The 23,769-nt window shown below is 70.9% G+C and carries 20 protein-coding genes; 12 read left to right on the plus strand and 8 right to left on the minus strand.

The genetic code is table 11. The features are described from left to right. The first annotated feature begins 43 nt into the window (after window positions 1–43). The 6 genes from mreD (at window position 44) to JOD65_RS09550 (ending at window position 7,525) form a co-directional block, all read left to right on the plus strand. Window positions 44–556, plus strand: coding sequence for a rod shape-determining protein MreD (gene mreD / locus JOD65_RS09525; RefSeq protein WP_191196493.1), 513 nt, complete (start codon window positions 44–46; stop codon window positions 554–556). Between the two features lie 44 nt (window positions 557–600). Further along, window positions 601–2,688 (plus strand): penicillin-binding protein 2, encoded by a 2,088-nt coding sequence (mrdA, locus tag JOD65_RS09530; RefSeq protein WP_307821052.1) that lies wholly within the window; start codon window positions 601–603, stop codon window positions 2,686–2,688. A 5-nt stretch (window positions 2,689–2,693) separates the two neighbouring features. Beyond that, a complete protein-coding gene (gene rodA, locus JOD65_RS09535; RefSeq protein WP_191196495.1) occupies window positions 2,694–3,893 on the plus strand; it encodes a rod shape-determining protein RodA in 1,200 nt (399 codons plus the stop codon). A gap of 98 nt (window positions 3,894–3,991) precedes the next feature. Continuing rightward, entirely contained in the window at window positions 3,992–5,965 is a 1,974-nt protein-coding gene (locus JOD65_RS09540) for a TIGR03960 family B12-binding radical SAM protein (protein WP_191196496.1), read from the plus strand. A 19-nt stretch (window positions 5,966–5,984) separates the two neighbouring features. Then, the gene (locus tag JOD65_RS09545; RefSeq protein WP_204811061.1) at window positions 5,985–6,824 is read left to right on the plus strand and encodes a hypothetical protein; all 840 of its coding nucleotides are present in this window, start codon (window positions 5,985–5,987) and stop codon (window positions 6,822–6,824) included. Then, window positions 6,821–7,525, plus strand: coding sequence for a hypothetical protein (locus JOD65_RS09550; RefSeq protein WP_191196498.1), 705 nt, complete (start codon window positions 6,821–6,823; stop codon window positions 7,523–7,525). The genes JOD65_RS09545 and JOD65_RS09550 overlap by 4 nt, the downstream gene beginning before the upstream one ends. A gap of 12 nt (window positions 7,526–7,537) precedes the next feature. Here JOD65_RS09550 and JOD65_RS09555 read toward each other — a convergent pair whose 3' ends face one another. Beyond that, window positions 7,538–8,245 (minus strand): class I SAM-dependent methyltransferase, encoded by a 708-nt coding sequence (locus JOD65_RS09555; RefSeq protein ID WP_191196499.1) that lies wholly within the window; start codon window positions 8,243–8,245, stop codon window positions 7,538–7,540. A gap of 178 nt (window positions 8,246–8,423) precedes the next feature. Between JOD65_RS09555 and JOD65_RS09560 the strand changes: the two genes are divergently transcribed. After that, on the plus strand, window positions 8,424–9,473 hold the full coding sequence (locus JOD65_RS09560) for a class I SAM-dependent methyltransferase (protein ID WP_191196500.1): 1,050 nt from the start codon (window positions 8,424–8,426) through the stop codon (window positions 9,471–9,473). After that, window positions 9,470–11,101 (plus strand): glycosyltransferase, encoded by a 1,632-nt coding sequence (locus JOD65_RS23975; protein WP_307821055.1) that lies wholly within the window; start codon window positions 9,470–9,472, stop codon window positions 11,099–11,101. Before JOD65_RS09560 ends, JOD65_RS23975 begins: the two co-directional genes overlap by 4 nt. A gap of 7 nt (window positions 11,102–11,108) precedes the next feature. Here the strand turns inward: JOD65_RS23975 and JOD65_RS09570 are convergent, their stop codons facing one another. The 3 genes from JOD65_RS09570 to JOD65_RS09580 form a co-directional block, all read right to left on the minus strand. Beyond that, complete coding sequence (locus JOD65_RS09570; protein WP_191196502.1) at window positions 11,109–12,299, minus strand: glycosyltransferase; 1,191 nt, start codon at window positions 12,297–12,299, stop codon at window positions 11,109–11,111. Beyond that, the gene (locus tag JOD65_RS09575; RefSeq protein WP_191196503.1) at window positions 12,289–14,076 is read right to left on the minus strand and encodes a rhamnosyltransferase WsaF family glycosyltransferase; all 1,788 of its coding nucleotides are present in this window, start codon (window positions 14,074–14,076) and stop codon (window positions 12,289–12,291) included. Before JOD65_RS09575 ends, JOD65_RS09570 begins: the two co-directional genes overlap by 11 nt. 89 nt (window positions 14,077–14,165) lie before the next feature. Beyond that, complete coding sequence (locus JOD65_RS09580; RefSeq protein ID WP_191196504.1) at window positions 14,166–15,455, minus strand: hypothetical protein; 1,290 nt, start codon at window positions 15,453–15,455, stop codon at window positions 14,166–14,168. 203 nt (window positions 15,456–15,658) lie between these two features. Here JOD65_RS09580 and JOD65_RS09585 point away from each other — a divergent pair, with 203 nt between their 5' ends. Beyond that, window positions 15,659–16,462 (plus strand): class I SAM-dependent methyltransferase, encoded by an 804-nt coding sequence (locus JOD65_RS09585; protein WP_191196505.1) that lies wholly within the window; start codon window positions 15,659–15,661, stop codon window positions 16,460–16,462. Here JOD65_RS09585 and JOD65_RS09590 read toward each other — a convergent pair. Continuing rightward, a complete protein-coding gene (locus tag JOD65_RS09590) occupies window positions 16,459–17,556 on the minus strand; it encodes an acyltransferase family protein (RefSeq protein ID WP_191196506.1) in 1,098 nt (365 codons plus the stop codon). The two genes, JOD65_RS09585 and JOD65_RS09590, sit on opposite strands and share 4 nt — an antisense overlap. A gap of 62 nt (window positions 17,557–17,618) precedes the next feature. Here JOD65_RS09590 and JOD65_RS09595 point away from each other — a divergent pair, with 62 nt between their 5' ends. Both JOD65_RS09595 and JOD65_RS09600 read left to right on the plus strand, forming a co-directional pair. Next, complete coding sequence (locus JOD65_RS09595; RefSeq protein ID WP_191196507.1) at window positions 17,619–18,878, plus strand: hypothetical protein; 1,260 nt, start codon at window positions 17,619–17,621, stop codon at window positions 18,876–18,878. Continuing rightward, window positions 18,875–19,975, plus strand: a complete 1,101-nt coding sequence (locus JOD65_RS09600; RefSeq protein WP_191196508.1) for a glycosyltransferase family 4 protein — start codon at window positions 18,875–18,877, stop codon at window positions 19,973–19,975. The genes JOD65_RS09595 and JOD65_RS09600 overlap by 4 nt, the downstream gene beginning before the upstream one ends. A 12-nt stretch (window positions 19,976–19,987) precedes the next feature. On the opposite strand, the gene JOD65_RS09605 is transcribed toward JOD65_RS09600, so the two are convergent. Genes JOD65_RS09605 through JOD65_RS09615 form a run of 3 tightly spaced genes read right to left on the minus strand, consistent with a single transcriptional unit; the run spans window position 19,988 to window position 21,961 of the window. Beyond that, the gene (locus JOD65_RS09605) at window positions 19,988–20,878 is read right to left on the minus strand and encodes a glycosyltransferase family 2 protein (protein WP_191196509.1); all 891 of its coding nucleotides are present in this window, start codon (window positions 20,876–20,878) and stop codon (window positions 19,988–19,990) included. Further along, window positions 20,871–21,284 carry a DUF2304 domain-containing protein gene (locus JOD65_RS09610; RefSeq protein ID WP_191196510.1) on the minus strand — a complete coding sequence of 138 codons (414 nt, stop codon included), beginning with the start codon at window positions 21,282–21,284 and terminating at the stop codon, window positions 20,871–20,873. The genes JOD65_RS09605 and JOD65_RS09610 overlap by 8 nt, the downstream gene beginning before the upstream one ends. Continuing rightward, window positions 21,281–21,961: a glycosyltransferase family 2 protein gene (locus tag JOD65_RS09615; RefSeq protein ID WP_204811063.1), complete on the minus strand. Its 681-nt coding sequence runs from the start codon at window positions 21,959–21,961 to the stop codon at window positions 21,281–21,283. The genes JOD65_RS09610 and JOD65_RS09615 overlap by 4 nt, the downstream gene beginning before the upstream one ends. A gap of 303 nt (window positions 21,962–22,264) precedes the next feature. On the opposite strand from JOD65_RS09615, the gene JOD65_RS09620 reads away from it, so the two are divergent. Further along, window positions 22,265–23,761, plus strand: a complete 1,497-nt coding sequence (locus JOD65_RS09620; protein WP_191196512.1) for a DUF2142 domain-containing protein — start codon at window positions 22,265–22,267, stop codon at window positions 23,759–23,761. Window positions 23,762–23,769 lie beyond the last annotated feature (8 nt).

Genomic DNA, 23,769 nt, shown 5'->3' on the forward strand with positions numbered 1-23,769 from the left:
CCACAAAACCGCTCGCTGCGCTCGCGCTTCCGCGGGGACCCCGATGAAGGGGCTGAGGCTGCTGATGGCCCTCACCGCGGTCGTCGTCGCGCTCGTCGTGCAGGTCACGCTCTTCCCGCACGTCGCCTGGCACGGAATCGTGCCCAACCTCTGCCTGCTGGTCGTGGTCGCGGCCGCGCTGACCGTCGAGGCGCCGTTCGCGCTCGTGCTGGGCTTCGCCGCCGGCCTCACCCTCGACCTCGCACCTCCGGCCGACCACGTCGCCGGTCGCTGGGCGCTCGCCCTGACGATCGCGGCGTTCCTCGCGGCCCGCGTGCGCCAGGACCAGAAGCCCACCGCCCTGGCCGTCGTCGGGACCGTCGCGGCCGCGTCGTTCGTGGCCACGTCGCTCTTCGCGCTCTCCGGCGTGCTGCTCCAGGACCCCGACATGTCGGTCGCCGGCCTCCTCGAGGTCGTCCTGGTCGCCGTCGTGTGGGACGTGCTGCTGACCCCCTTCGTGCTCCCGCCGCTGATGAAGCTCTTCGCACGGTTCAGCCCGCAGTGGGCCGCGTCGTGAGGGGACGGACCACCGCCAGGAGCGACAAGAGCCGTCTGCGTTTGGTGGTCGTGCAGGCCCTGGTCTTCTCGCTGTTCGCGACCCTGTTCGTCCGGCTCTACTACCTCCAGGTCATCGGCGGGGAGTCCTACCAGGCGCAGGCCGCCGACCAGTCGGTGCGCGACATCGTCGTCCAGCCCCAGCGCGGCCTGATCGTGGACAGCCAGGGCCGCCCGCTCGTGGCCAACCGCACGTCGTGGGTCATCTCGATGGACCGCACGCTCCTCGGCAAGCTGGAGGAGGGTCAGCGCACCGAGCTGGTCCGACGCGTGGCCGTCGTCGTCGACGCGAAGCCGGCGGACGTCGAGGCCCGCCTCGTGACCTGTGGCGACCCCGGCAGCGTCCGCGACGTCTGCTGGAACGGCTCGCCCTACCAGCCCGTGCCGGTCGCCACCGACGTGCCCAAGAGCGTCGCCCTGCAGGTGCTCGAGCAGCCCGAGGACTACCCCGGCGTGCTCGCCGAGCAGCAGAACGTCCGCTCCTACCCGCGGCCCTTCGGCATCAACCTCGCCCACGTGCTGGGCTACCTCAGCCCGGTCACCGAGGATGAGTACGACCTCGCCGCCGAGCGCGACGACCGCTCCCTCAACGGTGCCTCGGTCGTCGGCCGGGCCGGCGTGGAGAAGCAGTACGACGAGTGGTTGCGCGGCCTGCCCGGCTACCGGCGGGTGGCGGTGGACTCGATGGGCCGGGTGCTGGGCGACGACTCGCTCGTCGAGAGCACCCCCGGTGACACCCTCGTCACCTCGATCGACGCAAAGGTGCAGTCGGTGGTCGAGCGCCAGCTCGCCGAGCGGATCGCCTTCCAGCGCACCCAGCTCGACACTGTGACCGGCCGGAAGTACGCCGCCGACTCCGGCGCCGCCGTCGTCCTCGACGCGAAGACCGGTCGGGTGATCGCGATGGCCAGCCAGCCGACGTACGACCCCGACGTGTGGACCGGCGGCATCAGCGAGCAGCAGCTGACCCGGCTCTACTCGGAGAAGGCCGGCACGCCGCTGCTCTCGCGGGCCACCCAGGGCCAGTTCGCCCCGGGGTCGACGTGGAAGCCGTTCATGACCGCCGGAGCCCTCACCAACGGCTACTCGATGGACACCACGCTGCCCTGCTCCTCGGGCTTCCAGGTCGGCAACCGCGTCTTCAAGAACTACGAGTCCGGCGCCTACGGCAACATCGGCTTCGCCAAGGCGCTCGAGGTCTCGTGCAACACGTTCTTCTACCGCGTCGGCTACAACTTCTGGCAGCGCTTCGGCAGCGACCCCGCCGACATCGACGCCAAGGACCCGCTGGTCGAGGAGGCCAAGGAGTTCGGCTTCGGCTCCCGCACCGGCATCGACCTGCCCGGTGAGGCGCCCGGCCGGATCGCCGACCGGCACTGGAAGCAGGCCTACTACGAGTCGCAGAAGGACTACTACTGCGACCTCAGCGGCAAGCCGCAGACCCAGGACACCAGCGACTTCGTCTACAAGTTCGCCTACGAGTTCTGCCTCGAGGGCAACCTCTACCGCGCCGGCGACGCCGTGAACTTCTCGATCGGCCAGGGCGACACGATCGTCACGCCGCTCCAGCTCGCCCGGGGCTATGCCGCGCTGAGCAACGGCGGCACCCTCTGGGCGCCGACCGTCGCCAAGGCGATCGTCAGCCCCGAGGGCAAGGTGCTGCGCCGCATGGCGCCGCGCAAGGTCGGCAAGGTCGACGTGCCGAAGAAGTACCTCGACTACATCGACGGTGCCCTCGAGAACGTCTCCCGGGTCGGCACGATGGCCTGGAAGCTCGTCGGGTTCCCGATCGACGACGTCACGATCCGCGCCAAGACCGGCTCCGCCGAGGTCTACGGCAAGCAGTCGACCGGGTGGGTCGCGTCCTACTCGAAGGACTACGTCGTGGTGATGATGATCAGCCAGGGCGGCACCGGCTCGGGATCGACCGGTGAGGGGATCCGCGCGATCTGGGAGGCGCTGTACGGCATCGAGGGCGAGACCGTGCGCCCGGCGCGCGCGGCCATCCCCGGCACCGTGCCGCCCGCGAAGCTGCCGCAGTTCCTCGAGGACGGGTCGATCATGCCGCCCGTCCCCGACAAGGCAGGGGAGTGAGTGCGATGACCGTCCTGTCCAACCGGCCCACCGCCCGACCCACCACCCGACCGTCCTCCCGGCCGCTGCGCACGGCGTCGAGCCTGCGCGCCCCGGGCCTCGACTGGCTGCTGATGCTGGCCGCCCTCGCGCTCGTCACGCTCGGCACCCTGCTCGTCTGGTCGGCCACCTCGACCCGCGCCGACCTCACCGGCGGCGACCCGAACGCCTACCTGCGCAAGCAGCTCGTCAACGTCGCCATCGGTCTGGTGCTGATGGTCGCCGTCCTCGCCACCGACCACCGGTGGGTACGCATCCTCGCGCCGCTGGCCTACCTCGCCAGCGTCGGCGGGCTCGTCATGGTCCTCGTGGCCGGCAGCACGATCAACGGGTCCCGCTCGTGGATCCAGCTCGGCGGCATGTCCATCCAGCCCGCGGAGTTCGCGAAGCTGGCCGTGGTCATCGGCATGGCGCTCGTGGTGGCCGAGCGCACCGAACGGCGGTGGGGCCGCGGGGTCCGCAGCGTCGAGGTGGTCGCCATGCTCGCGATCGCCGGGGTGCCCGCCGCGCTCATCCTGCTGCAGCCCGACCTCGGCACGATGCTCGTGCTCTCCGCGACGGTCTTCGGCGTGCTCGCGGTGGCCGGCGCCGGCCGGCTGTGGCTGGCGGGCCTGACGTTCGGAGCGGTCGGCGGCGCCGTCGCCGCGGTGTCGATGGGGGTCCTCAAGCCCTACCAGGTCGACCGCTTCCTCGCCTTCACCAACCCCGGGCTCGACCCACGAGGCGCCGGCTACAACACCGAGCAGGCGCGCATCGCCGTCGGCAACGGCGGGCTCTTCGGCCAGGGCCTCTTCGACGGCTCGCAGACCCGCTCGGGCTTCGTGCCCGAGCAGCACACCGACTTCATCTTCACCGTCGCCGGCGAGGAGCTCGGCCTCGTGGGGGCGGGCGTGCTGATCCTCCTCGTGACCGTGCTGATCTGGCGCGCGCTGGCCATCTCCGCCCAGGCCGGCGACCTGTTCGGTCGTGTCGCGGCCGCCGGCATCGCCTGCTGGTGGGGCTTCCAGGCCTTCCAGAACATCGGCATGTGCCTCGGCATCATGCCCGTCACTGGGGTGCCACTGCCGTTCGTGTCCTACGGCGGCAGCTCGCTGTTCGCCGGGATGCTGGCGCTCGGCCTGCTCCAGAACATCCACCTCAGGTCGGCCGGTCCGGTCCGGCGCTGAGTAGGCCGCACCACCTGCCGGGACGTAACCTTGAGGGTCGGCGCGTCCGCTGCGCCCGTCCTTCCCTGATCCCGATCCCCGTTCGAGGTGTTGCTGTCATGTCCGTCGCGTCGGTCTTCCCGCGCCTGGAGGCGAGGCTTCCCTCGGTGCAGAAGCCCATCCAGTACGTCGGCGGCGAGCTCAACTCGGTCGTCAAGGACTGGGACTGCGCCGCGTCGTCCGAGTCCGGCGGGCCGACGGTCCGGTGGGCGCTGATGTACCCCGACGCCTACGAGGTGGGCCTGCCCAACCAGGGCGTCCAGATCCTCTACGAGGTGCTCAACGAGCGCGACTGGATCATCGCCGAGCGCACCTACTCGGTGTGGCCCGACATGGAGCGGGTGATGCGCGAGGGTGACGAGCAGGGCCCGATCCCGCAGTTCACCGTCGACAGCCACCGCCCCGTCGGTGCCTTCGACCTCTTCGGCCTCAGCTTCTCCACCGAGCTCGGCTACACCAACATGCTCAACGCCCTCGACCTGGCCGGGATCCCGCTCCACGCGGTCGACCGCGGCGAGGACGACCCCGTCGTGATCGCCGGCGGCCACGCCGCGTTCAACCCCGAGCCCATCTCCGACTTCGTCGACGCCGCCGTCCTCGGTGACGGCGAGGAGGTCGTGCTCGCGATCTCCGAGGTCGTGCGCGAGTGGAAGACCGAGGGACGGCCGGGCGGCCGCGACGAGCTGCTGCGCCGGCTCGCGGTCACCGGCAACATCTACGTCCCGCGGTTCTACGACGTCGCCTACGCCGCCGACGGCTCCATCGAGGCCGTCGTGCCCAACCGGCCGGGCATCCCGTTCCGGGTGCGCAAGCACACGCTGATGGACCTCGACCAGTGGCCCTACCCGGCGAACCCGCTGGTCCCGCTCGCCGAGACCGTGCACGAGCGTTTCTCCGTCGAGATCTTCCGCGGCTGCACGCGCGGCTGCCGGTTCTGCCAGGCCGGCATGATCACCCGCCCGGTGCGCGAGCGGTCCATCAAGACCATCGGCGACATGGTCGAGAACGGCATCCGCAAGTCCGGCTTCGAGGAAGTCGGCCTGCTGTCCCTCTCCAGCGCCGACCACACCGAGATCGGCGAGGTCGCCAAGGGCCTGGCCGACCGCTACGAGGGCTCCAACGTCTCGCTGTCGCTGCCCAGCACGCGCGTCGACGCCTTCAACATCACCCTCGCCAACGAGTTCTCCCGCAACGGCCGCCGCTCGGGCCTGACCTTCGCGCCCGAGGGCGGCTCCGAGCGGATGCGCAAGGTCATCAACAAGATGGTCAGCGAGGACGACCTGATCCGCACCGTCGCGGCGGCGTACTCCCACGGCTGGCGCCAGGTGAAGCTCTACTTCATGGTCGGCCTGCCCACCGAGACCGACGAGGACGTGCTGCAGGTCGCCGACCTCGCCAGGCGCGTGATCGCCAAGGGGCGCGAGGTCACCGGCCGCAACGACATCCGCTGCACGGTGTCGATCGGCGGGTTCGTCCCCAAGCCGCACACGCCGTTCCAGTGGGCCGCGCAGCTCGACCACGAGACCACCGACGACCGGCTGAAGAAGCTGCGCGACGTCGTGCGCGACGACAAGAAGTACGCCCGCGCGATCGGCTTCCGCTACCACGACGGCAAGCCCGGCATCGTCGAGGGACTGCTGTCCCGCGGCGACCGACGCGTCGGTCGGGTCATCGAGGAGGTCTGGCGCGACGGCGGCCGCTTCGACGGCTGGAGCGAGCACTTCTCCTACGACCGCTGGATGTCCTCGGCGGAGAAGGCGCTCGCCGGCACCGGCGTCGACGTGGACTGGTACACCACCCGCGAGCGCGACTACGACGAGGTGCTGCCCTGGGAGCACCTCGACTCCGGCCTCGACAAGGACTGGCTCTGGGGCGACTGGGAGGACGCCCTGGCGACCGCCGACGGCGCCGACATCGAGATCGAGGACTGCCGCTGGACGCCGTGCTACGACTGCGGCGTCTGCCCCGAGATGGGCACCGAGATCCAGGTCGGCCCGACTGGCCAGAAGCTGTTGCCGCTCAGCGTCGTCTGACACTGGCATGATCCGGCTCGTGCCCCACGTGCTGGACCTAGGTTCCCGGAAGTTCTGGCAGCTCACGGGTCGTCAGGTCGACCTCGAAGGTCGCGAGCGATGGCTGGACGCACCCGTCAGCCGGTCGCCCCGCGTGAGCGAGGAGTGGCTCGCCGCCGAGGCCGCCCGCCACGGAGGCGTGCTCGGCGGTGACGAGCCGGACGCCGGGCTGCTGCCGTCGATGGCGGTCCTCGACGGCCCGGGCTTCGACTCCGGGCGGCTGCGCCCGGAGGTCCGCGACTTCTACGAGCGCACCGCGGCGTGGCAGATGGAGGTGTGGTCGGGCTGGTCGCCCGTCTTCTGGCCGGCGGGGGAGCTGGTGTCCCGGCTCTGGGGGCGACGCGTGGAACAGCTCGCCCTGCCGATGCGCCCCCTCGAGGTCGCCCGCGGCATGGACAGCCGCGTCACCCCGATCCGCAACCGGCACGGCGACCAGGTCGCCGCCGCGTGGAACCGCACCCTGCGCGGCAGCGGCAGGCCCGTGTTCAGCGGCGCCTACTCGGCCCGCACGCTGCCCGGCGCCGACCGGCCGAGCGTGCACGTCGCGTTCCCGCTCGAGTCGGGCAACGTCCAGGTGTTCCTCCGTCCCACGGTGACCGACGACGGCGGGCTCCTCCTGGAGTCCCCGAGCGGCCGGTTCGGCCAGGACGGGGCGTACGTCGTCGTCCGCGACCGTCGCGCCCACGCCGCGCGCGTCCCGCTGCACGAGACCTTCCACCTGTACGTCGATGCGGACGGGGTGCTGCGGACCGACCACGAGCTGCGGCTCTGGGCGGCGTCGGCGGTCCGCCTGCACTACAAGCTCGAGCGGGTCGCGTGACCCTCCACTCCTTCCACCTCGCCGAGGTGCCCCGCCGGGTGGGCGTGCGGGCGCTCGTCCGCCCGCTCGCCACCGCGACGCCCGGGCTCGACCACGCCGAGTGCCTGTCCCTGATGCGGCTCGGTGCACCCACGGTGTCTCCGGACCGGCTGCAGGTCGGGCGGCTCGCGGTCTTCGCGCAGTGGCGCGACGAGGCGGCGCTCGAGCGCTTCCTGGCCCGCGACCCCCTCGGACGTGAGCTGGCCGGAGGCTGGCACGTGCGGCTCGAGTTCCTGCGCCGGTGGTCGACCATCGCCGCCCTCCCGGGGCTGCCCGTCCGTGCCGGCACGTGGCGGCAGGACGAGCCCGTCGTGGCGGTGACGCTGGCGCGGATGCGGCTGGGGGAGGTGCCGCGCTTCCTGCGGAGCGGCAAGCCCGTCGAGCGGCTCGTGCGCGACCACCCGGGCGTCACCCTCGCCGCCGCTGCGCTGCGCCCGCCGCACACCATCTCCACCTTCTCGGTCTGGCGCACGGTGCAGGAGATGGAGGACATGGTCCACGGGCGCTCCCCTGTGACGGACCCGGCTCGGCACGCCAACGCGATGGCCGAGCGCGACCGGCGCGACTTCCACCACGAGTTCGCGACGTTCCGGTTCCGGCCGGTCTCCGAGCACGGCGCGTGGCAGGGCCGGAGCGGCATCGTTCCGTCGGCGGCGCGATGACCTCCAGAGCCGTCAGGCGGGCTTCTGCGCCAGCACACCCAGCGCGCGGTAGCGCGGGATGTTGATGCGCGCGGCACGCAGGCCCTGCGGCCGCCCGGTGCGCTGCGGACGCTTCAGCACCCGCCGCAGGACGCCCTCGGCCGCGACGAGGGGGTAGGAGATGGGCGTGACGTCCTCGGACAGCAGCTCCAGGCCGGCCTGCTGCAGCAGCGCGTGGACCTCGCCCGCCGTGCGGTACTCGCGCAGGTGCGTGGGATCGAGCACCCACCCAGCCTCCGGGTTGCGCCGGAAGTACCAGGCGCCCGACAGCTTGAGCGGCGTCTCGATGTACACGACGCCCCCCGGGCGGGCCAGTCGCGCCATCTCACGCACGTACGCGGCGTCGTCCGGGACGTGCTCCACGACGTGCGTGGATGCGACGATGTCGGCGGAGCCGCCGGGCAGGGGGACCTTTCCGTCCTCCGAGACAAGGACGTGGTGACCGCGCTCCTTGGCGCGCTCGGCGCGCGCGGCCGAGATCTCGAATCCGGTGATGTCCCACGAGCCGCCCGTCTCTGCGCGGACGACGTCGAGGAGGGTCCCCTCGCCGCAGCCGACGTCAAGAAAACGCCTGCCCTCGACGAGGGACAGCGCGGTACGCAGCAGGACCGGGAGCGTGACCTCGTTGTCGATCTGCGGATAGAGCTCGGCGTAGTCGTCCCACTCGTTCGACTGTGTCACTGGTCGCTTCTCCTGGAGTTCGGCGGGGCGTGGACCCGGACGGGGCGGGGCCCTCGGACCCCGGCGCGCGGCACTCTACCTGTGGACGCGTCGGGTGCTCGGTGCGGTGGGACCGGCACGCGGGCGGCCGTGGGATAGCCTGACGCGCGCACACGGACGCAGCGGGAGAGGTCGCAGGGTGAGTCAGGACGGAACGACGTCGGAGGACTACGGTCGCTGCTACTACAACGAGGCGCACCTCGGTGGCTACGACGACTACACGTGGGACAACGAGAAGTGGCGTTCGTTCTTCATGTCGGTGGCCGACCGACTCGTCGGCGCGCTGAACCCCAGGACCGTGCTCGACGTCGGCTGCGCCCGTGGCCTCCTGGTGCAGGCGTTCGCGGTGCAGGGCATCGACTCGCGCGGCGTGGACATCTCCGCACACGCCATCGAGAGCGCCCACCCTGACGTCCGTGACCGTCTGTCCGTCGCCTCCGCCACGGAGCCGATCAAGGGCCGCTACGACCTGGTGACCTGCGTCGAGGTGCTCGAGCACATGTCGCCTCAGGAGGCCCAGCTCGCGATCGACCACATGACCGCCGTGACCGACCGCATCCTGTTCTCCTCGAGCCCTGGCGACCATGACGAGCCGACCCACATCAACACGCGCCCGACCGAGCAGTGGGTGGCGTGGTTTTCGGAGCGCGGCTTCTTCCGACGTACCGACCTCGACATGGGCATGATCGCGCCCTGGTCGGTCCTGCTCGAGCGCGGCGAGCCGACGATCCATGAGCTCACCCAGCGCTACGAGCAGCAGTACGCGCGCGAGCGGACCGAGCTGACCGACAAGCGGGCAGCCCTGCTCGACGCCCACAGGCGCATCCAGGAGCTCCACGAGCAGCTCGACGAGCGTCCGGTGGACACCGAGGAGGTGGACCGGCTCACGGCGGACGTCGCCCAGGCCCGTCACGCCGTCCTCGTCAATCGTGACCACGTCATCGGGCTCGAGGCGGAGAACGGTCGCCTCAACCGCGACCTCACCCGCGTCACTATGGAGCTGCGCCAGTTGCGGCGGCGCACCAAGAGCCTGGCCCAACAGCGCGACGAGCTGCGCCAGCGCGTGCAGGACCTGCGCACCAGGCTCGACCGCAACCGGGCAAGGGTCGCTGAGCTGGAGTCCACCGGCACCGGCCGTCCGTCGATTGCGCGGCGCGCGGCGCGCCGGGTGCGGAGCGCCCTGAGGTGAGCCGCCGCCGCAGCGCGAACCCGCGCTTCTCGATTGTCACGCCGGTGTACGACCCGCCCGTCGACGTGCTCAAGGAGTGCATCGAGTCGGTGATCGCCCAGGACTTCCACGACTGGGAGCTCATCATGGTCGACGACTTCTCGCCGACCGCCGCCGTACCGATGATCATCGGTCAGTACGCACAGCAGGACCCCCGCATCACGCTGATCGAGCGCGACGTCAACGGTCACATCGTCGCCGCCTCCAACGATGGGTTGGCCGTGGCCGCCGGGGAATTCATCGTCCTGCTCGACCACGACGACCTGCTCGTGCCCGGCGCCTTGACGCAGGTCATCAACGCCGTCGACCGCCACGATGATGTCGACTACCTCTACACCGACGAGGACAAGGTGGGCGACGACGGCACGTTCTACGGTGCCTTCCACAAGCCGGACTGGTCGCCCGAACGCCTGCGTGGCCAGATGTACACCTCTCACCTCTCAGTGCTTCGCGCGAGCGTGGTCCGCGAGGTAGGCGGTTTCCGCGAGGGTTTCGACGGTTCGCAGGACCACGACCTCGTTCTGCGCGTGACCGAGCGGGCACGACGCGTCGTGCACGTCTCGGAGGTGCTGTACCACTGGCGGGCCGTGGAGGGGTCGACGGCCGTGGACATCGAGGCCAAGCCCTACGCCGACGACGCCGGCCGCAGGGCCGTCCAGGAGCACTTGGACCGCGTCGGGATCGACGCGCGCGCCGTCGCCGGTGCCGAGCCGGGCCGCTACACGGTCGAGCGGCGGCTCCCTCCCGCCCGCTCGGTCTCCTTGGTCATCCCCACGATGGGCCAGTCCGCCGTGGTCCACGGCGAGTCCCGCGTGCTGGTCGTCGAGGCGGTGCGGTCCGCGCTGGCGCGCACGGACCACGACGACGTCGAGGTCGTGGTCGTGCACGACGCCCCCACCCCGGCGTACGTCCTCGACCAGTTGCGCGAGGTGGCCGGGGACCGGCTCGTTCTCGTGCCGTTCGACGCCCCATTCAACTTCAGCACCAAGATGAACCTCGGCGTCAGCCACGCCTCCGGTGACCGGGTCGTCTTCCTCAACGACGACGTCGAGGCGATCTCCGACGGCTGGCTCGAGCAGCTGGTCGCTCCGCTGGACGAGGACGACGTGGGCCTCACCGGGGCCAAGCTCTACTTCAGCGACCAGACCGTGCAGCACGCTGGGCACGCCTACTACAACGGGGGCTACCACCACCCCTTCAAGTTCTGGACGCGCGACGAGGTCGGGCCGTTCGGAGAGCTGGTGATCAATCGCGAGGTCACGGGGGTGACCGCGGCGTGCGCGGCGATGCGGCGCGAGGTCTTCTTCGCCGTCGGCGGGTTCACCGAGACGCTGCCGGGCAACTTCAACGACGTCGACCTCTGCTACAAGGTCGCCGCGACCGGCCTACGCACCCTCTTCATCGCCAACAGCGAGCTGTTCCACTACGAGTCGCAGACCCGGGTCGCCCAGGTGGCCGAGTGGGAGCGGCTCGCCGTCGTCGGTCGGTGGGGCACGCCGACCGAAGACGCTTACCTGCGCAGCAAGCTCGCGATGCCCAACCTCCGCCGGGTCAAGGAGCTCCCCGCTGACCTGAGCGGCGGCGCGTGACCCGGCGTCAGCGCGATCGCAGGTAGGGCTCCAAGGCCCGGGTCAGCGGCTCGGCCACCGAGTCCCACGCCCAGCGGGAGTGAGACTTCTCGGCCGCCGGCCCCACCCGGGCAGCGTACGCCTGGGGGTCGCGAGCGAGCTCGACGGCCTCACCCAGCGCGGCGTCCCACTCGTGGGCCTTCGCCAGCCGACCCGTGACGCCGTCGTCGATGGCGTCGTCCAGCGAGGGGGTGTGGGAAGCGACCGTCCAGGTGCCGACGGCGGCCGCCTCGAAGAACTTGAGGTCGGACTTGCAGATGTTGAAGGCCGTGTGCGACAGGGGGGCGATGTTGACCTCGACCTCGGCGATCGAGCGCTGGAGCTCGACGTAGTGCATGAACTTCTGGAACTCCACCCGCTCACGATGCGGCTCGAGGGCGCCGAGGTCGTCGAGGTAGCCGACGATGCGGACCGACACTTCGTCGTCCTCGTCGAGGAGCCTGGCCAGCGACGCGCTCGCGACCGCGAAGTCGCGCACGTGCGACGGCGTGCCGCTGAAGTAGCCGATGGTGACCGGTCCGGTGCCGCGGAAGCCGGAGGCGACCTTGGCGTCGAGCAGCTCGCGCGAGTAGGCCTGCTGCGTCCGGTTCATGACGTTGGGCACGACGGCGGCGCCGTTCTCGACGTACTGCGACAGACGGCTGGCCAGCAGCGGGTTGGTGGTCGTCGCCCCGCGGCAGGCGGCGAGCGAGGCGTTGAGCCGACCCATGTAGGCGAACCACACGTCCCACTCGGCGTTGACGTCCTGGTCCTTGCCGAGCGAGCTCATCACCAGCTCGGCAAAGCCGACGTCGAAGACCAGGTCGTCGCAGTCGAAGATCAACGGGACGTCGTGCACGTCCGCCTTCTGGACCAACTCGCGGAGGGCGGCACCGTAGGGATAACGGGCGACCACGATCGCGTCGAGCTCCGGCACGATGCGGGTCAACGCGCGGAGCTCGTCGTCGCAGAACCATCCCGCGCGCAGGCGGGCGCCCGGGACGTGGTTGATGGCGTCGACGGTGTTGGCGACCCGGTAGCGGAACGTGCTGGTGTCGGGCGTGCGGTAGACGAACGCGACCCGGCGCTCGCCGTCGAGCATCGTTCCCACGCGTTCGGCCATCGAGCTGTCCCAGAGGTCCTTGACCTCGTGCGGAGCCTCGGGGAGGTCAGTGAACATCCGGGACGATGCTCCCTTCGCTGGTTCCGGCGGCGGAGTCGTCCGCACCGAGCGTGCCCCGGAACCGGTCCACCACCCAGTCGACGACCGGGACGAGCGTGGCCTCCCAGTCGCGGTTGATGCGGTCGGCAGCGACGTTGGCGGCGCGGCGCTCGGGGTTGCCGGCGAGTGCGACCAGGTCGCGCAGGCCGTTCAGGAGGCCGTCGACGGTCGAGGGGGCCACGATGATGTTGCCGGAGATGTCGGACAGGTCGGTCTTGATGCCGTGCGAGTTGGTCAGCACGGCGGCGCCGACCGACGCGAGGTCGTAGGGCGGGTACGACGGGTGCGGGGTGTCCATCAGCACCAGCGCGGCGTCCATCGTCGCGACCAGGTCCTGGTAGTCGGTCCAGCCAAGGCCTTCGATGATGTTGACGTGCACGTCGCGGGGGAGCGTGAGCTCGGGCGTGCCGCGACCGACGAAGTGCAGGTTCCACTCGTCCGGGTCCAGGATCCGGCTCTCGACGGCCCGGGCGATCACCTGCGCCCCACGCCAGAACAGGTTGCGCGCGTTGAGCGGGCGAGAGTAGAAGAACAGGTTGCGCTTCTCCCGACCCGACCCTGCTGGTACGACGGACGGGTCGCGGGTGGGGAACGCCGGTTCGAGCGCGATGGCGTTCTGACGGAGGTGGGGGAGGCCGCCCGGTCCAGAGAGGTGATCGAGGAGCCGTGAGGTGTTGACCACGACGGCGAGGTCGGGCTCGGCCAGCGTCTCGGCGCAGAGCAGCCGCTCGTCGCCGTAGGGGTAGAACATCCGCTCGTCCTCCTGCAGGAGGTAGAGCACCTGCTCTCGCGGGATGTCGCTGTCGAGCACGGCGCGCGTCGTCCACCACGAGGTGGTCATCACGATGTCGCGGTCAGTGAATTGGAGGCGCTGGCTGCCGTCGACGGACACCTGCTCGAGCTCCAAGATCCCGTCGAGGTGGATCCCGGTCGCCTCCTCCAGCAGCGTGATCACCTGCCCGTCCGGCGCGTCGGTGCGGGTGACCAGCCGCAAGGTGCCGTTGCCGAGCCGGTTGGCGAGCTGGATGCCGAGGATGATGGCCGTGCCGACCCCACCGAAGAGGCTGTGGGGAGCGACGCTGTCGGTGACGATGCTGACCCGGCGCTCGCCCGCGGGCAGCCTCGTGACGGGCATCGGCTGGATCGCCTGCCACCGCTCGGCGTACAGCGCGTCGACGTAGGGCTCCCGCAGCGCGCCGCGCGGGGCGATGCGCCCCTCGGTGCGCCCATGGCGCAGGTAGTGGACGAGGGGGTTCAGCTGCGTCCTGGCGACGTCGGGGTTCTGGCGCAAGTAGCCGGAGGTGGAGAACTTCTCGCTGGGGTCGAGGCCCTCGCGTACACCGAAGCGGATGTAGTGCTTGACGACGTCACGGTCGATCGGCAGGTCCGGACGGAAGTGGCGGTAGTAGCCCTCGTCGAAGAACCCGGACTCGCGCACCAGCCGCGCGTCGTCCTCGGCGGGGTTGAGCACACGTCCCTCGGCCCGGCCGATGCGCAGGTAGTGGACCAACGGATTGGTTCCCGCCTCCGCGACATCGGGGTTGCGTCGCAGGTAGGCGTTGGTGGAGAACCCCCTCGACGGGTCACGGCCGTCGCGGGCGCCCTGCCGGAGGTAGTGCAGGACGGGGTCGACCCCGGACTTGCGGACGTCCGGGTTCTTCCGCAAGTAGAAATCGGTGTCGAAGAGCTCCGACTCCCGCAACAGGTCTGCGTCGGTCTTCGCCTTGTCCGTCACCCTTGGTCCCTTCGATCGCCGATGTCGATCACCTGGCGTCGCGCGAGCATATCCGCAGGGCTGCGGCACGGTCCTGCGCGGGAGGCGGTTCAGAGCAGCTGCAGCAGTCGCACGGCGGAGACAGCGACGGCGACGGCGGCCACGGCCCCGGCGACGGCCAGGGACGTCCTGCCCCGCACGCAGGCCGCCGTGACCACCGCCATGGGAGCCAGCAGCGCCATGCCGTAGCGGGGCGGCAGCGGGAAGTACGAGCCCGAGAAGACGTAGCCCATGACGACCAGGGCGAGCGCGCCCACAACGGCGGCGAGCAGGACGGCGCGGGCGAGGGTGGTGGATCTCTCGGGCGCCGCCCCGAACACGCCGGCCGCGACGGTGCCCGAGACCAGCACGAGCGACACGATCGAGGTCGCCATCACGGTGAGATTGAGGGTGCCGACGGGCACGGGCGCCGCGAGGGGTTGCACCAGCACCAGCGCGTTGTCGAGCAGGCCGGACCAGGGGAACACCGGTGTCTGGAAGCGGGTCACCATGTCGGGGAGGTCGTCGGGGTTCATCTGCGGCCTCGAGCTGACCACCACGAGCCAGGCGCCTGCTGCGAGCACTGCCGCCCCGCCGGTCACCACGCCGGTCACGGCACGGCGTGCCCGACCGGGCCCGCCGACCTCGTCCCGGTCGCGACCGAGCAGCAGGTAGAACGCGATGGCCGCCACCCCCACCAGGTTGGTCAGCTTCACCAGGCCCACTATCACCGCCGCCCCGACCAGGACAGCAGTACGCGCCTTGGTGGGTCGCTCCTCCCACCACGTCAGCGCCAGCAGGAGCACCGCTCCCACCAGCAGACCCCACGCGTCCGGGGTGATGGTGCCGCCGGGGAACTGCAGGCCTGGCGCCGCGACGAGCAGGGCGCCGACGACCAGCATCGGCCCCCTCCCCACGCCGCGACGCCGTCCGGCGACGTAGGTGAGGACGAGACCGAGCCCCAACCACACTCCGCCCGCCAGCCGGCCCGCCGTCACGAGGTCGTCCGCAGGCGTCACGGCCTGGATGACCTCCGCGACCCCCCGCGTCGCGGTGTAGTAGAGCGGCGTGTTGGCAGCCGCGGTGTTGTAGCCCTTCTCCTGGTAGGTGGCGGGATCGAAGCTGCCCAAGGGGCGGCACGGTCCGGGCTCGAACCCCGGTGCGTCGACACCTCGGCAGTCCTGCTGCCGCATCGCCTGCTGGCCGACTCGGTCGCCGGGCGCCGGCGCGGCGGGCGCCCGGTAGAGGGAGTCGATGTGCTGCAGCTCGTCGATGGGGCTTAGCCGCGTGTAGGCGTGCACCTGAAGGGCGACGAACACGACAGCGAGGAATGCCAGGACGGCGGGCAGCAGGATGTCCACGGCCCGTGCCGCTCGCAGTTGTCGGAGCATTCCCCCAGCGCCTCCCGTGCTCGTTGCCGTCACGTATGGGCCGGCGGGGGATCAATATAGGCAGTGGGCGTCGTCGTCCCAGCCTCGGCTCGCGGCGCGCGGGCCGTCGCCCACGACCCGCGGCAGTCGCCTAGGCTCGGGGCGGCCGGTGGCGGAGATGGACTGGAGGACGGATGTCGAGCAGGTGCCGCGCGTGCGACGGGGCGGTCCGACCGTTCGCGGACGGACGGGTCCTCGGTGACGTGGACGTCTCCTACCTGCGGTGCGACTCGTGCGGCCTCGTGATGGCCGACGACCCCACCTGGCTCGACGCGGCCTACGCAGACGCGATCGCGCACCTCGACGTGGGGCTGCTCGACCGGTGCCAGATCCTCGCCAACGTGACGTCGGCCGTCCTGCGTGCCGAGCGGCTGCGCGGGGGCCGTTTCCTCGACTGGGCCGGCGGCTACGGCGTCCTCACCCGGCTCATGCGGGACCGGGGCTTCGACTTCGCTCACACCGACGTCTATGCCGACAACATCTTCGCCGGCGGCTTCACCGGCGACCTCGGCGAGGACCGCTACGACCTGGTCACGGCCTTCGAGGTCCTCGAGCACCTTGTCGACCCGGTGGGCGAGCTCGCGCCCGTCGCCTCGGCCACGGACCGCCTGCTCGTCACCACGCAAGTCCTCCCGTCGCCGGCGCCCCGGCCAGGGGAGTGGGACTACTACGCCGAGGAGTCGGGCCAGCACATCACCTTCTACACCCCTCAGTCGCTCCAGGCGCTCGCCCGCCGACTCGGCTTCGACGGTGTGGTCACCAGCTCGCTGGTGCACCTGTTCCACCGGGGGCCGGTGTCTCCCGTGACTCGCGCCCTCGTCCGTCGCCCGGCGATCGGCTACGGGCTCGGGCACCTCGCCGCAGTGACGGACCGCCGGCACTCCCTCCTCATGCGGGACCACGACACGGTGCGTGACCGTCTCGCGCGAGGGCGCTAACGACGCCCTGGCCCTGTGGGGACCGGCCGAGGCTTGTGGCGGAGCGCCGGCCTCTCAACGAGTCGCCACGACGCGAGGGCCAGCAGCCACACGACCGGTGTGGCGATCGCGGTCACCAGCCACGGGTTCGCGTCGTTGCCTGCGTGCAGGACCACCACCTGCTGGATCGGGAAGGCCCAGATGTACAGGCCGTAGGACGTGTCGCCGAACCTGGTCACCGTGCGACCCACCCGCGGCAGGGCGTAGGCGAACCAGTAGGTGAGGTAGACCGTCGCGACGGTCCACGTCACCACGCGGAGGGACGTCGGGCCGAGCCCTGTCACGAGGCAGGCGCCGAGGAGGAGCAAGGCCACCGGCGAGCTGAGCAGGACCCGGTCTCGCCAGGTGAAGGCGGCCGCGCCCACGGCGAACGCCGAGAGGACGTACGCCGAGCCCACCGCATCCGAGGTGGACGGCACCCACCACGCCGCCCAGAGGATGCTCGCCACCGCGACGCTCGAGACCACCCAGCGGTGCGCGAGCACGCCCAGCACCCCCAGGCCGGCGACCGCGGCGTAGGCCAGGACCTCGAGCGGCAGGCTCCACAGCGACCCGTTGACCGCGCCGGCGTAGACGTTGTCGTCGAACACCTCCGGGAGCCCGGCTCCGAAGGGCACCATCAGGACCAGCCGCACGGGGTAGAGCCATGTCTCCCACGAGGTGAAGTAGGTCTCGAGCCTCGCCCCGGTCACGGCCGGTCCGAGCACGAACGCCGTCAGCACCGCGGTCACCGCGAGTGCGGGTAGCAGGCGGAGGGCTCTCTTGGCCCAGAAGTCGCGGGGATTGGGGTCGTGCTCCCAGCTGCGTCGGATGAGGAGGCCGCTGACCGCGAAGAACACGAGGACGCCGAGGTTGCCCAAGGACGTGCCGAACTGGTGGAGGGGCTGGTCGCGTCCCACGAGGGCGTAGGAGTGCGAGACGAGGACGGCCCAGGCGGCGAGCAGCCGGAGCAGGTCGAAGTTGTTGTCCTTGCTGCCGAGGCGGTCCCCGAGCCGCACGCCGCGCCACCAATGGACACTCGGCGCGTGGACGACCCCGGCCGCGGAAGCAGGCATGGGCGCACGTTAGCAACGGCCTCGCCCGGTGGAGGCACCGCTCGCCCCTAGGATCACCACTCGTGACGACTGAGGAGGCGACCGAGCGGCGGCGCGGTGCCGCCTCGGTGGTCCTCGCCGCCGCGGTGATCAGCGGGCTCGCGGGCTACGTCGTCCTGGTGCTGGTGGCCCGTCACCTCACTCCCGCGGCGAACGCAGAGTTCCTGGTCTTCTGGGGAGCACTGTTCGGGGTCTTCGGCGTCGTCATCGGCATCGCCACCGAGACCACCCGTGCGGTGCACTCGGCCGCGGGAGCGCGCACCGTCACGGGAGCGCGCGTGCTTCCCGAGGTCGCCCTGCTCGCCGCCCTCGTGGCGGTGGTGCTGGGCGGGACCGGGTTCGTGTGGGCGCCGCGCGTCCTGGGGTCGGAGTGGCCCCAATTGCTGGCGGCACTGCTCGTGGGGACGGTGCTCTTCGCCAGCCACTGCCTCGTGGCCGGGACCGCGGCCGGTCGGGGGGACTGGACGACGTACGCGCTGCTGGTGGGCGCGGAGTCCGTGAGCCGGCTGGTCCTCGTCGCCGCCGCCGCGCTGGCAGGCGCGCTCGTCGGCGGTCTCGCGTGGGCGGTGTCGCTGGCGTGCGGAGCGTGGTTCCTCGTCTCGTTGCTGCCGGCCGCGCGGACACGCGGCGCGTGGCGCGCCACTGGTGACGTCCCACGAGCGGGCCTGCGGCGCCGGCTGGTCGCGGCCTGCACCGCGTCGGGCGCGTCGGCGCTGCTCCTCGTTGGGTTCCCGGTCCTGCTCCGCCTCACCACTCCGGACGATGTGTTCGCGGGGGCGGCCCCCTTGATCCTGGCGGTGTCCCTGTCCCGCGCGCCGCTGCTCGTGCCCCTCAACGCCTACCAGAACGTCCTGGTGACCAAGGTGGCGTCGTACGGCTTCGGGGCGATGCGGAACACGATGGGCCTGCTCGTCGCCGCGACAGTGATGGGAGCTGGGGCGGCCGCGCTCCTCGGCCCGGCGGCGCTGCGAGTCATCAACCCCGACTACCACGTCGCCGGCCAGGTGTTCGGGCTGCTGGTGCTGGCCGCCGGCCTGGTCGGCTCGCTGATGCTCACGGGAGCCGCGAGCATCGCCCTCGACCACCACGCCGTCTACGTCGTCGGGTACGTCGCGGCCACCGCGGTCTCGACCTTCCTTCTGCTGCTGCCCCTCACGCTCGAGACCCGGGTCGTCGTCGCGCTGATCGTCGGCCCGCTCGCCGGGATCGGCGTCCACCTGGCCTTCGGTGCACGCAGGTCGTCGCCAGGGCCGCGCAGGCCCGCCATGGAAGGTTCCTCATGACCCGCCCACTGGTCTTCGTCGACATGCTCTCCTACACCGGCACGAAGGGTGGGATGGAGACCTACACACGCGAGCTCTACCGCGAGCTCGGTCGGATGGACACCGGCTTCGACTTCGTGGCGCTCGCGAGCCGCGAGGGCGCCCGGCTGGACCTCGACTGGTTCCCGGGGGAGGTGATCCGTTCGCGGATCAGCGGCGAGAACCGGGTCGTCTGGGCGTTCGGCGAGCTGGTCGCCTCAAGCGTGCATGCCCGCCGCCGGCGCGCCGACCTCGTGCACTGCCCCGCCACGCTGGGACCGGCACGGACGTCGATGCCGACCGTCATCACCCTCCACGACATGCTCTACTGGAGCCACCCGGAGTCCATGGTGACGCCGTTCTACACGCGCCCGGTGATGTGGATGGAGCGGCGAGCAGTCGCCAACGCGACCCGGGTGATCACCGACAGCGACGTGTCGGCCGCGGAGATCCGCAAGTACCTCCACTTCCCGTCCGAGCGCCTCCACGTCGTGCCCCTCGCGGCGCGGGCCCCCGAGGTCGTCGCGCCCTACCGCGGCGAGGAGAACCTCGTCGTCGCCAGCGGCCAGCGGCGGCCGTACAAGAACTGGGAGGGGCTGATCCGCGCTCTCGCCCTGGTCGAGGAGTCCGTCCGCCCTCGACTGGTGATCACCGGCGCCGACCCCGGTGAGGACCCGCTGCGCCCCGTCGTCGACGAGTGCGGCCTCAGCCCTTGGGTGGACCTTCGCGGGTGGGTGGATGCCGACGAGCTCGCCGACCTCCGGACGAGAGCCCGTGCGCTCGCCTTCCCGACCTTGGCGGAGGGCTTCGGACTGCCCGTGCTCGAGGCGATGTCGATCGGGTTGCCGGTGATCGCCTCGGACCTGCCCGTCCTGCGGGAGGTGGGAGGAGACGCGGCGCTGTGGTTCGATCCGCGCGACCCGGGATCCATCGCAGGGGCATTGCGGGCGGTCGCGACGGACCGGGAAGCGATGCTCCGGGCGTCGCGGGCAGGACTGGACCAGGCAGCCGGCTTCAGCTGGCGCCGGGTCGCCGAGGAGACGCTGGACGTGTTCCGGGTCACGCTGGACGACCGCTGAGGGGGAAGCCAGTCAGAGCGTTCGCGTGGCATGCGCTGCGAGCGTCCGCGCGCTCGCCCACGACCGGTGCCGGACGGCGACGGGAAGCTGGCTGACCGCGTACAGCCGTGAGGCCGCGTGGATCCGGGCCGCACGCGCGGCGGTGTGCCAGCCGTGTGCCGTGCACGTGTCGGCGGCGATCGCAAAGTAGTCCCGTTCGCCGGCGAAGCGCCCGCCGTCGACGACCGTGGCCGACGAAGCGCTCGCGGAGTGGCGCCGGTAGGCGAACACCTCATCGGGCAGCACCAGCATCTGCGACCCCGACAGCGACATGTCCACGAGCAGGGCCAGGTCCTGGACCAGCGGTAACCCGTCGAGGAACGGGTGCGCGCGCACCACCTCGGTCCGGAGCGCCAACGAGGGCCAGTAGGTCCAGTTGCCACGCAGCAGGGAGGTGGCCAGCCGTTCTCCCGACAGGATCAGGGACTCGGTGACCCGTGGCGCGAAGAAGCGGCGCTTGACCCGGTCGACGAGCGGCTTCACCGCTCCACCGCGCTCGTCGACGACCCGGACACCCGGCTGGATCACGTGGACCTGTTCGGGCGCGTCGGCGATGGCCGCCGTCATGGTGGCGACGTAGTCGGGGAGCATCAGGTCGTCGCAGCCGAGGAAGACGATCCAGCTCTCCGAGGCGAGGTCGAGGCAGCGCCGGTAGTTGTCGGTGATCCCCAGGTTGGTGTCATTGCGCACGTACCTGATCCGCGGGTCGTCCAGCGTCTCGAAGAACTCCGGCACGGTGGGGTCGGGGTAGCAGTCGTCCACCACCACGAGCCGCCAGTGCGGGTCGGTCTGCGCCCGCACGCTGGCCACCGCGTCCCGCAGGTAGCCCGGGTCTCCCCAGAAGGGGATGAAGACCTCAAGCATCGTCGGTGGACTCGTGGGGGTCGGGCAGGTTGCTCGTGACGTCCTTGTCCCGGTCCTGGGCGGAGGCGATGTCGTAGCGCTCCAGCGCCTCCAGCACCGCGATACGCCGGGCGAGCTTGTGCAGCTGCGCCCGGGAGTCCTGGGCGCGGAGGTAGTCGTTGACGACGTAGAAGCACACGACGACGGCCAACAGGTAGAGCACCAGGTCGGTGCCGCGTCCGACCCCGACGAGGTTGGCGACGGCGCTCACGAGGGCGGGGGAGAGGACCGCAACCACGACGACCAGCATGAAGAGGAGGAAACCGAGCTTCTTCGACGCCGACACGCCGTGGGCCGTCCGGCTGCGCAGAGCCAGGAAGAACAGCCCCAGGAAGGCTGACACGAGGAGGAGCTGCACCACGATCACGAACGGCCGACCTTCCGCAGGAGGGTGTCGATGGCGATGTTGACGGCGTTCACGCCCGCCTGGCCCTTGCCCAGCGAGTACGCGGTGTAGTGGATGGTGACCGGCACCTCTCGGTAGCGGTAGCCGTTGCGAGCGATCAGCTCGATGATCTCGCTGGCATGGGTCATGTCCGGGGCGGTGATCTCGATCGTGTCGGCCACGTGTCGGTTGAAGGCGCGCAGGCCGTTGTGGGCGTCGGTGAGCTTGATCCCCGACGTCATGTTGCTGAAGCGGACGGCGCTCTTAAGCAACGCCTTCCGGAACCGTGACGCTCCGACCGAGGCGCCGAGGAAGCGCGAACCCAGCACGATGTCGAGGTCTCCGGCCACGAGCAGCGTCAGCAGCCGCACCGCGTCGTCGACCCCGTGCTGCCCGTCCGCGTCGAACGTCACGAACCGCTGGACCCCGGGAAGGACGCGCGCGAATTCGATACCCGTCTGCAGGGCCGCACCCTGGCCCATGTTGATCGGGTGGTCCACCAAGTAGGCGCCGGCCTTGAGGATCTCGGCGGCCGAGCCGTCGGTGCTTCCGTCGTTGACGCAGACCACGTGGGGGGTCACAGCCATCAGACTGTCGATGACGCCACGGATGACCTCGGCCTCGTTGTACACGGGGACGACGAACGCCACGTCCTTCACAGGCCCAGACCCTACCGGCACACCCGTCCGGAGCCGCCTTCTCGCCGGTCGACGGGTTCCTGCGTCGCTCCCGAGTCGTCAGGCTAAGGTGTGGGCCGCCTTCTGCGCCGGAGAGGGGTTCGGTCAATCAAGAGGGGGAGACACGTGAATCACAGCTCGGACGGGGACCGCTTACAGGGGGCGGCACCGGTTGTCGCTCCGGCGGACACCGAGACGGATCTCGACCCGCACACTGGGAACGACACCGACTCGCACACCGACCCGGACGCTCCCGGCCCTCGCTCCCGCAGGCGCCCTGCATCGGTGGTGAACTGGCTCGTCGTCACCGTGTGCGTGCTGGGATCGCTGCTGGCGGGCACGGGATGGGCGCTCTCCTCGCCGAGCGGGTCCTCCCCCGACGAGGACTTCCACCTCGGCAGCATCTGGTGCGCCGACTCGTCCGACGAGTCGATCTGCGACCGCGTTGGCACCTGGGAGACGGGCGGACCGATCGTCCAGGTCCCGGCCCTGGTGACCGCGTCCGCCTGCTACGCCGGCGACAGCGCCGTCTCGGGCGAGTGCCAGGAGGACGTGATCAAGCGCGGAATCATCGAGACCATCCGTGTGAACAAGGACGACTACCCGGGCGGTTTCTACCGCGTCATGCACGTGTTCGCGGGAGAGGACATCCGGGCATCCGTGCTGACGATGCGGCTGTTCAACGTGGCGCTCGCGGTCGCGCTCTTCACGGCGCTGGCGCTCAGCGGTACCAGGGCGACCCGGCGCATCCAGCTCTACACCCTGAGCGCGATCATGATCCCCCTCGGCTGGTTCCTGATTGCCTCGGTCAACCCGAGCGGGTGGGCGGTCACCGGCGTGACGGCCTTCGGATTCGGCCTGCACTCGGCCTTCCTGGTCCGAGGTCGGGCGCGGCTCGTGGCGAACATCGTCCTCGCAGGAGTCGGAGCCGCCCTCGGGATGCTCGCTCGAGGCGATGCGGCGGTGTACACCGTCATCGTGGCGCTGTCGGTGTGCCTCCTGCACTGGCGGACCCTGATGACGCGCCGCAAGCTGCTGCTGGTGCCGGCAGTGGCGGTCGTGGTCTGCGCCGCCGTGGCGCTGACGTCGGGCCAGGTGGCGAGCATCGCGACGCCGGAGCCTGAGACGCCGAGGTCGGGCGCCGAGGTCCTCGTGCAGCTCGCGACGAGCTTCCCCCTGCTGGGCAGCGGCATCTTCGGCTTCGGCTGGGGCCTCGGGTGGCTCGACACCTACATGCCTGCGCTGACCGTGTGCTCGGTCATGTACGTCGTCGGGTTCTTGGGCCTGGCCGGACTCAGGCGCCTCAACGTCGGGAAGGCGCTCGCGGTGACCACGCTCGGCGGCGCCTTCATCGCCATCCCGCTCCTGACGCTCTACCGGGCGCGTCTTTTCGTCGGGGAGGCCGTGCAGCCTCGCTACGTGCTGCCGCTCGCCCCGATCCTCCTGTTGCTCCTCCTGACCGGTCGACGGGCGGGTCGCGGCTACCGCCTCGGTCGCTGGCAGGCGCTCGCGGTGTGGGCGCTGCTGTCCGCGGCCAACTCCGCCGCCCTCTACACGAACATGTGGCGCTACGTCACCGGTACCGACCAGGCCACCCTGTTCGCCGACACCGAGTGGTGGTGGGGCGGGTGGTGGCCGGATCCCGTCGCCATGTGGGTGATCTCATCGCTCGGCTTCGCGTGCTTCGCGGCGTCCGTGGTCTGGGTCTCCCGGCGCGGCCCCGGGCGCACGCCGTCGGCTGCATCCTCCGACCGCGACAGCACGCGAGCCGCATCCGCGTAGCCGGGCGG

It is taken from the genome of Nocardioides cavernae (genome assembly GCF_016907475.1).
Lineage (GTDB): Bacteria > Actinomycetota > Actinomycetes > Propionibacteriales > Nocardioidaceae > Nocardioides > Nocardioides cavernae.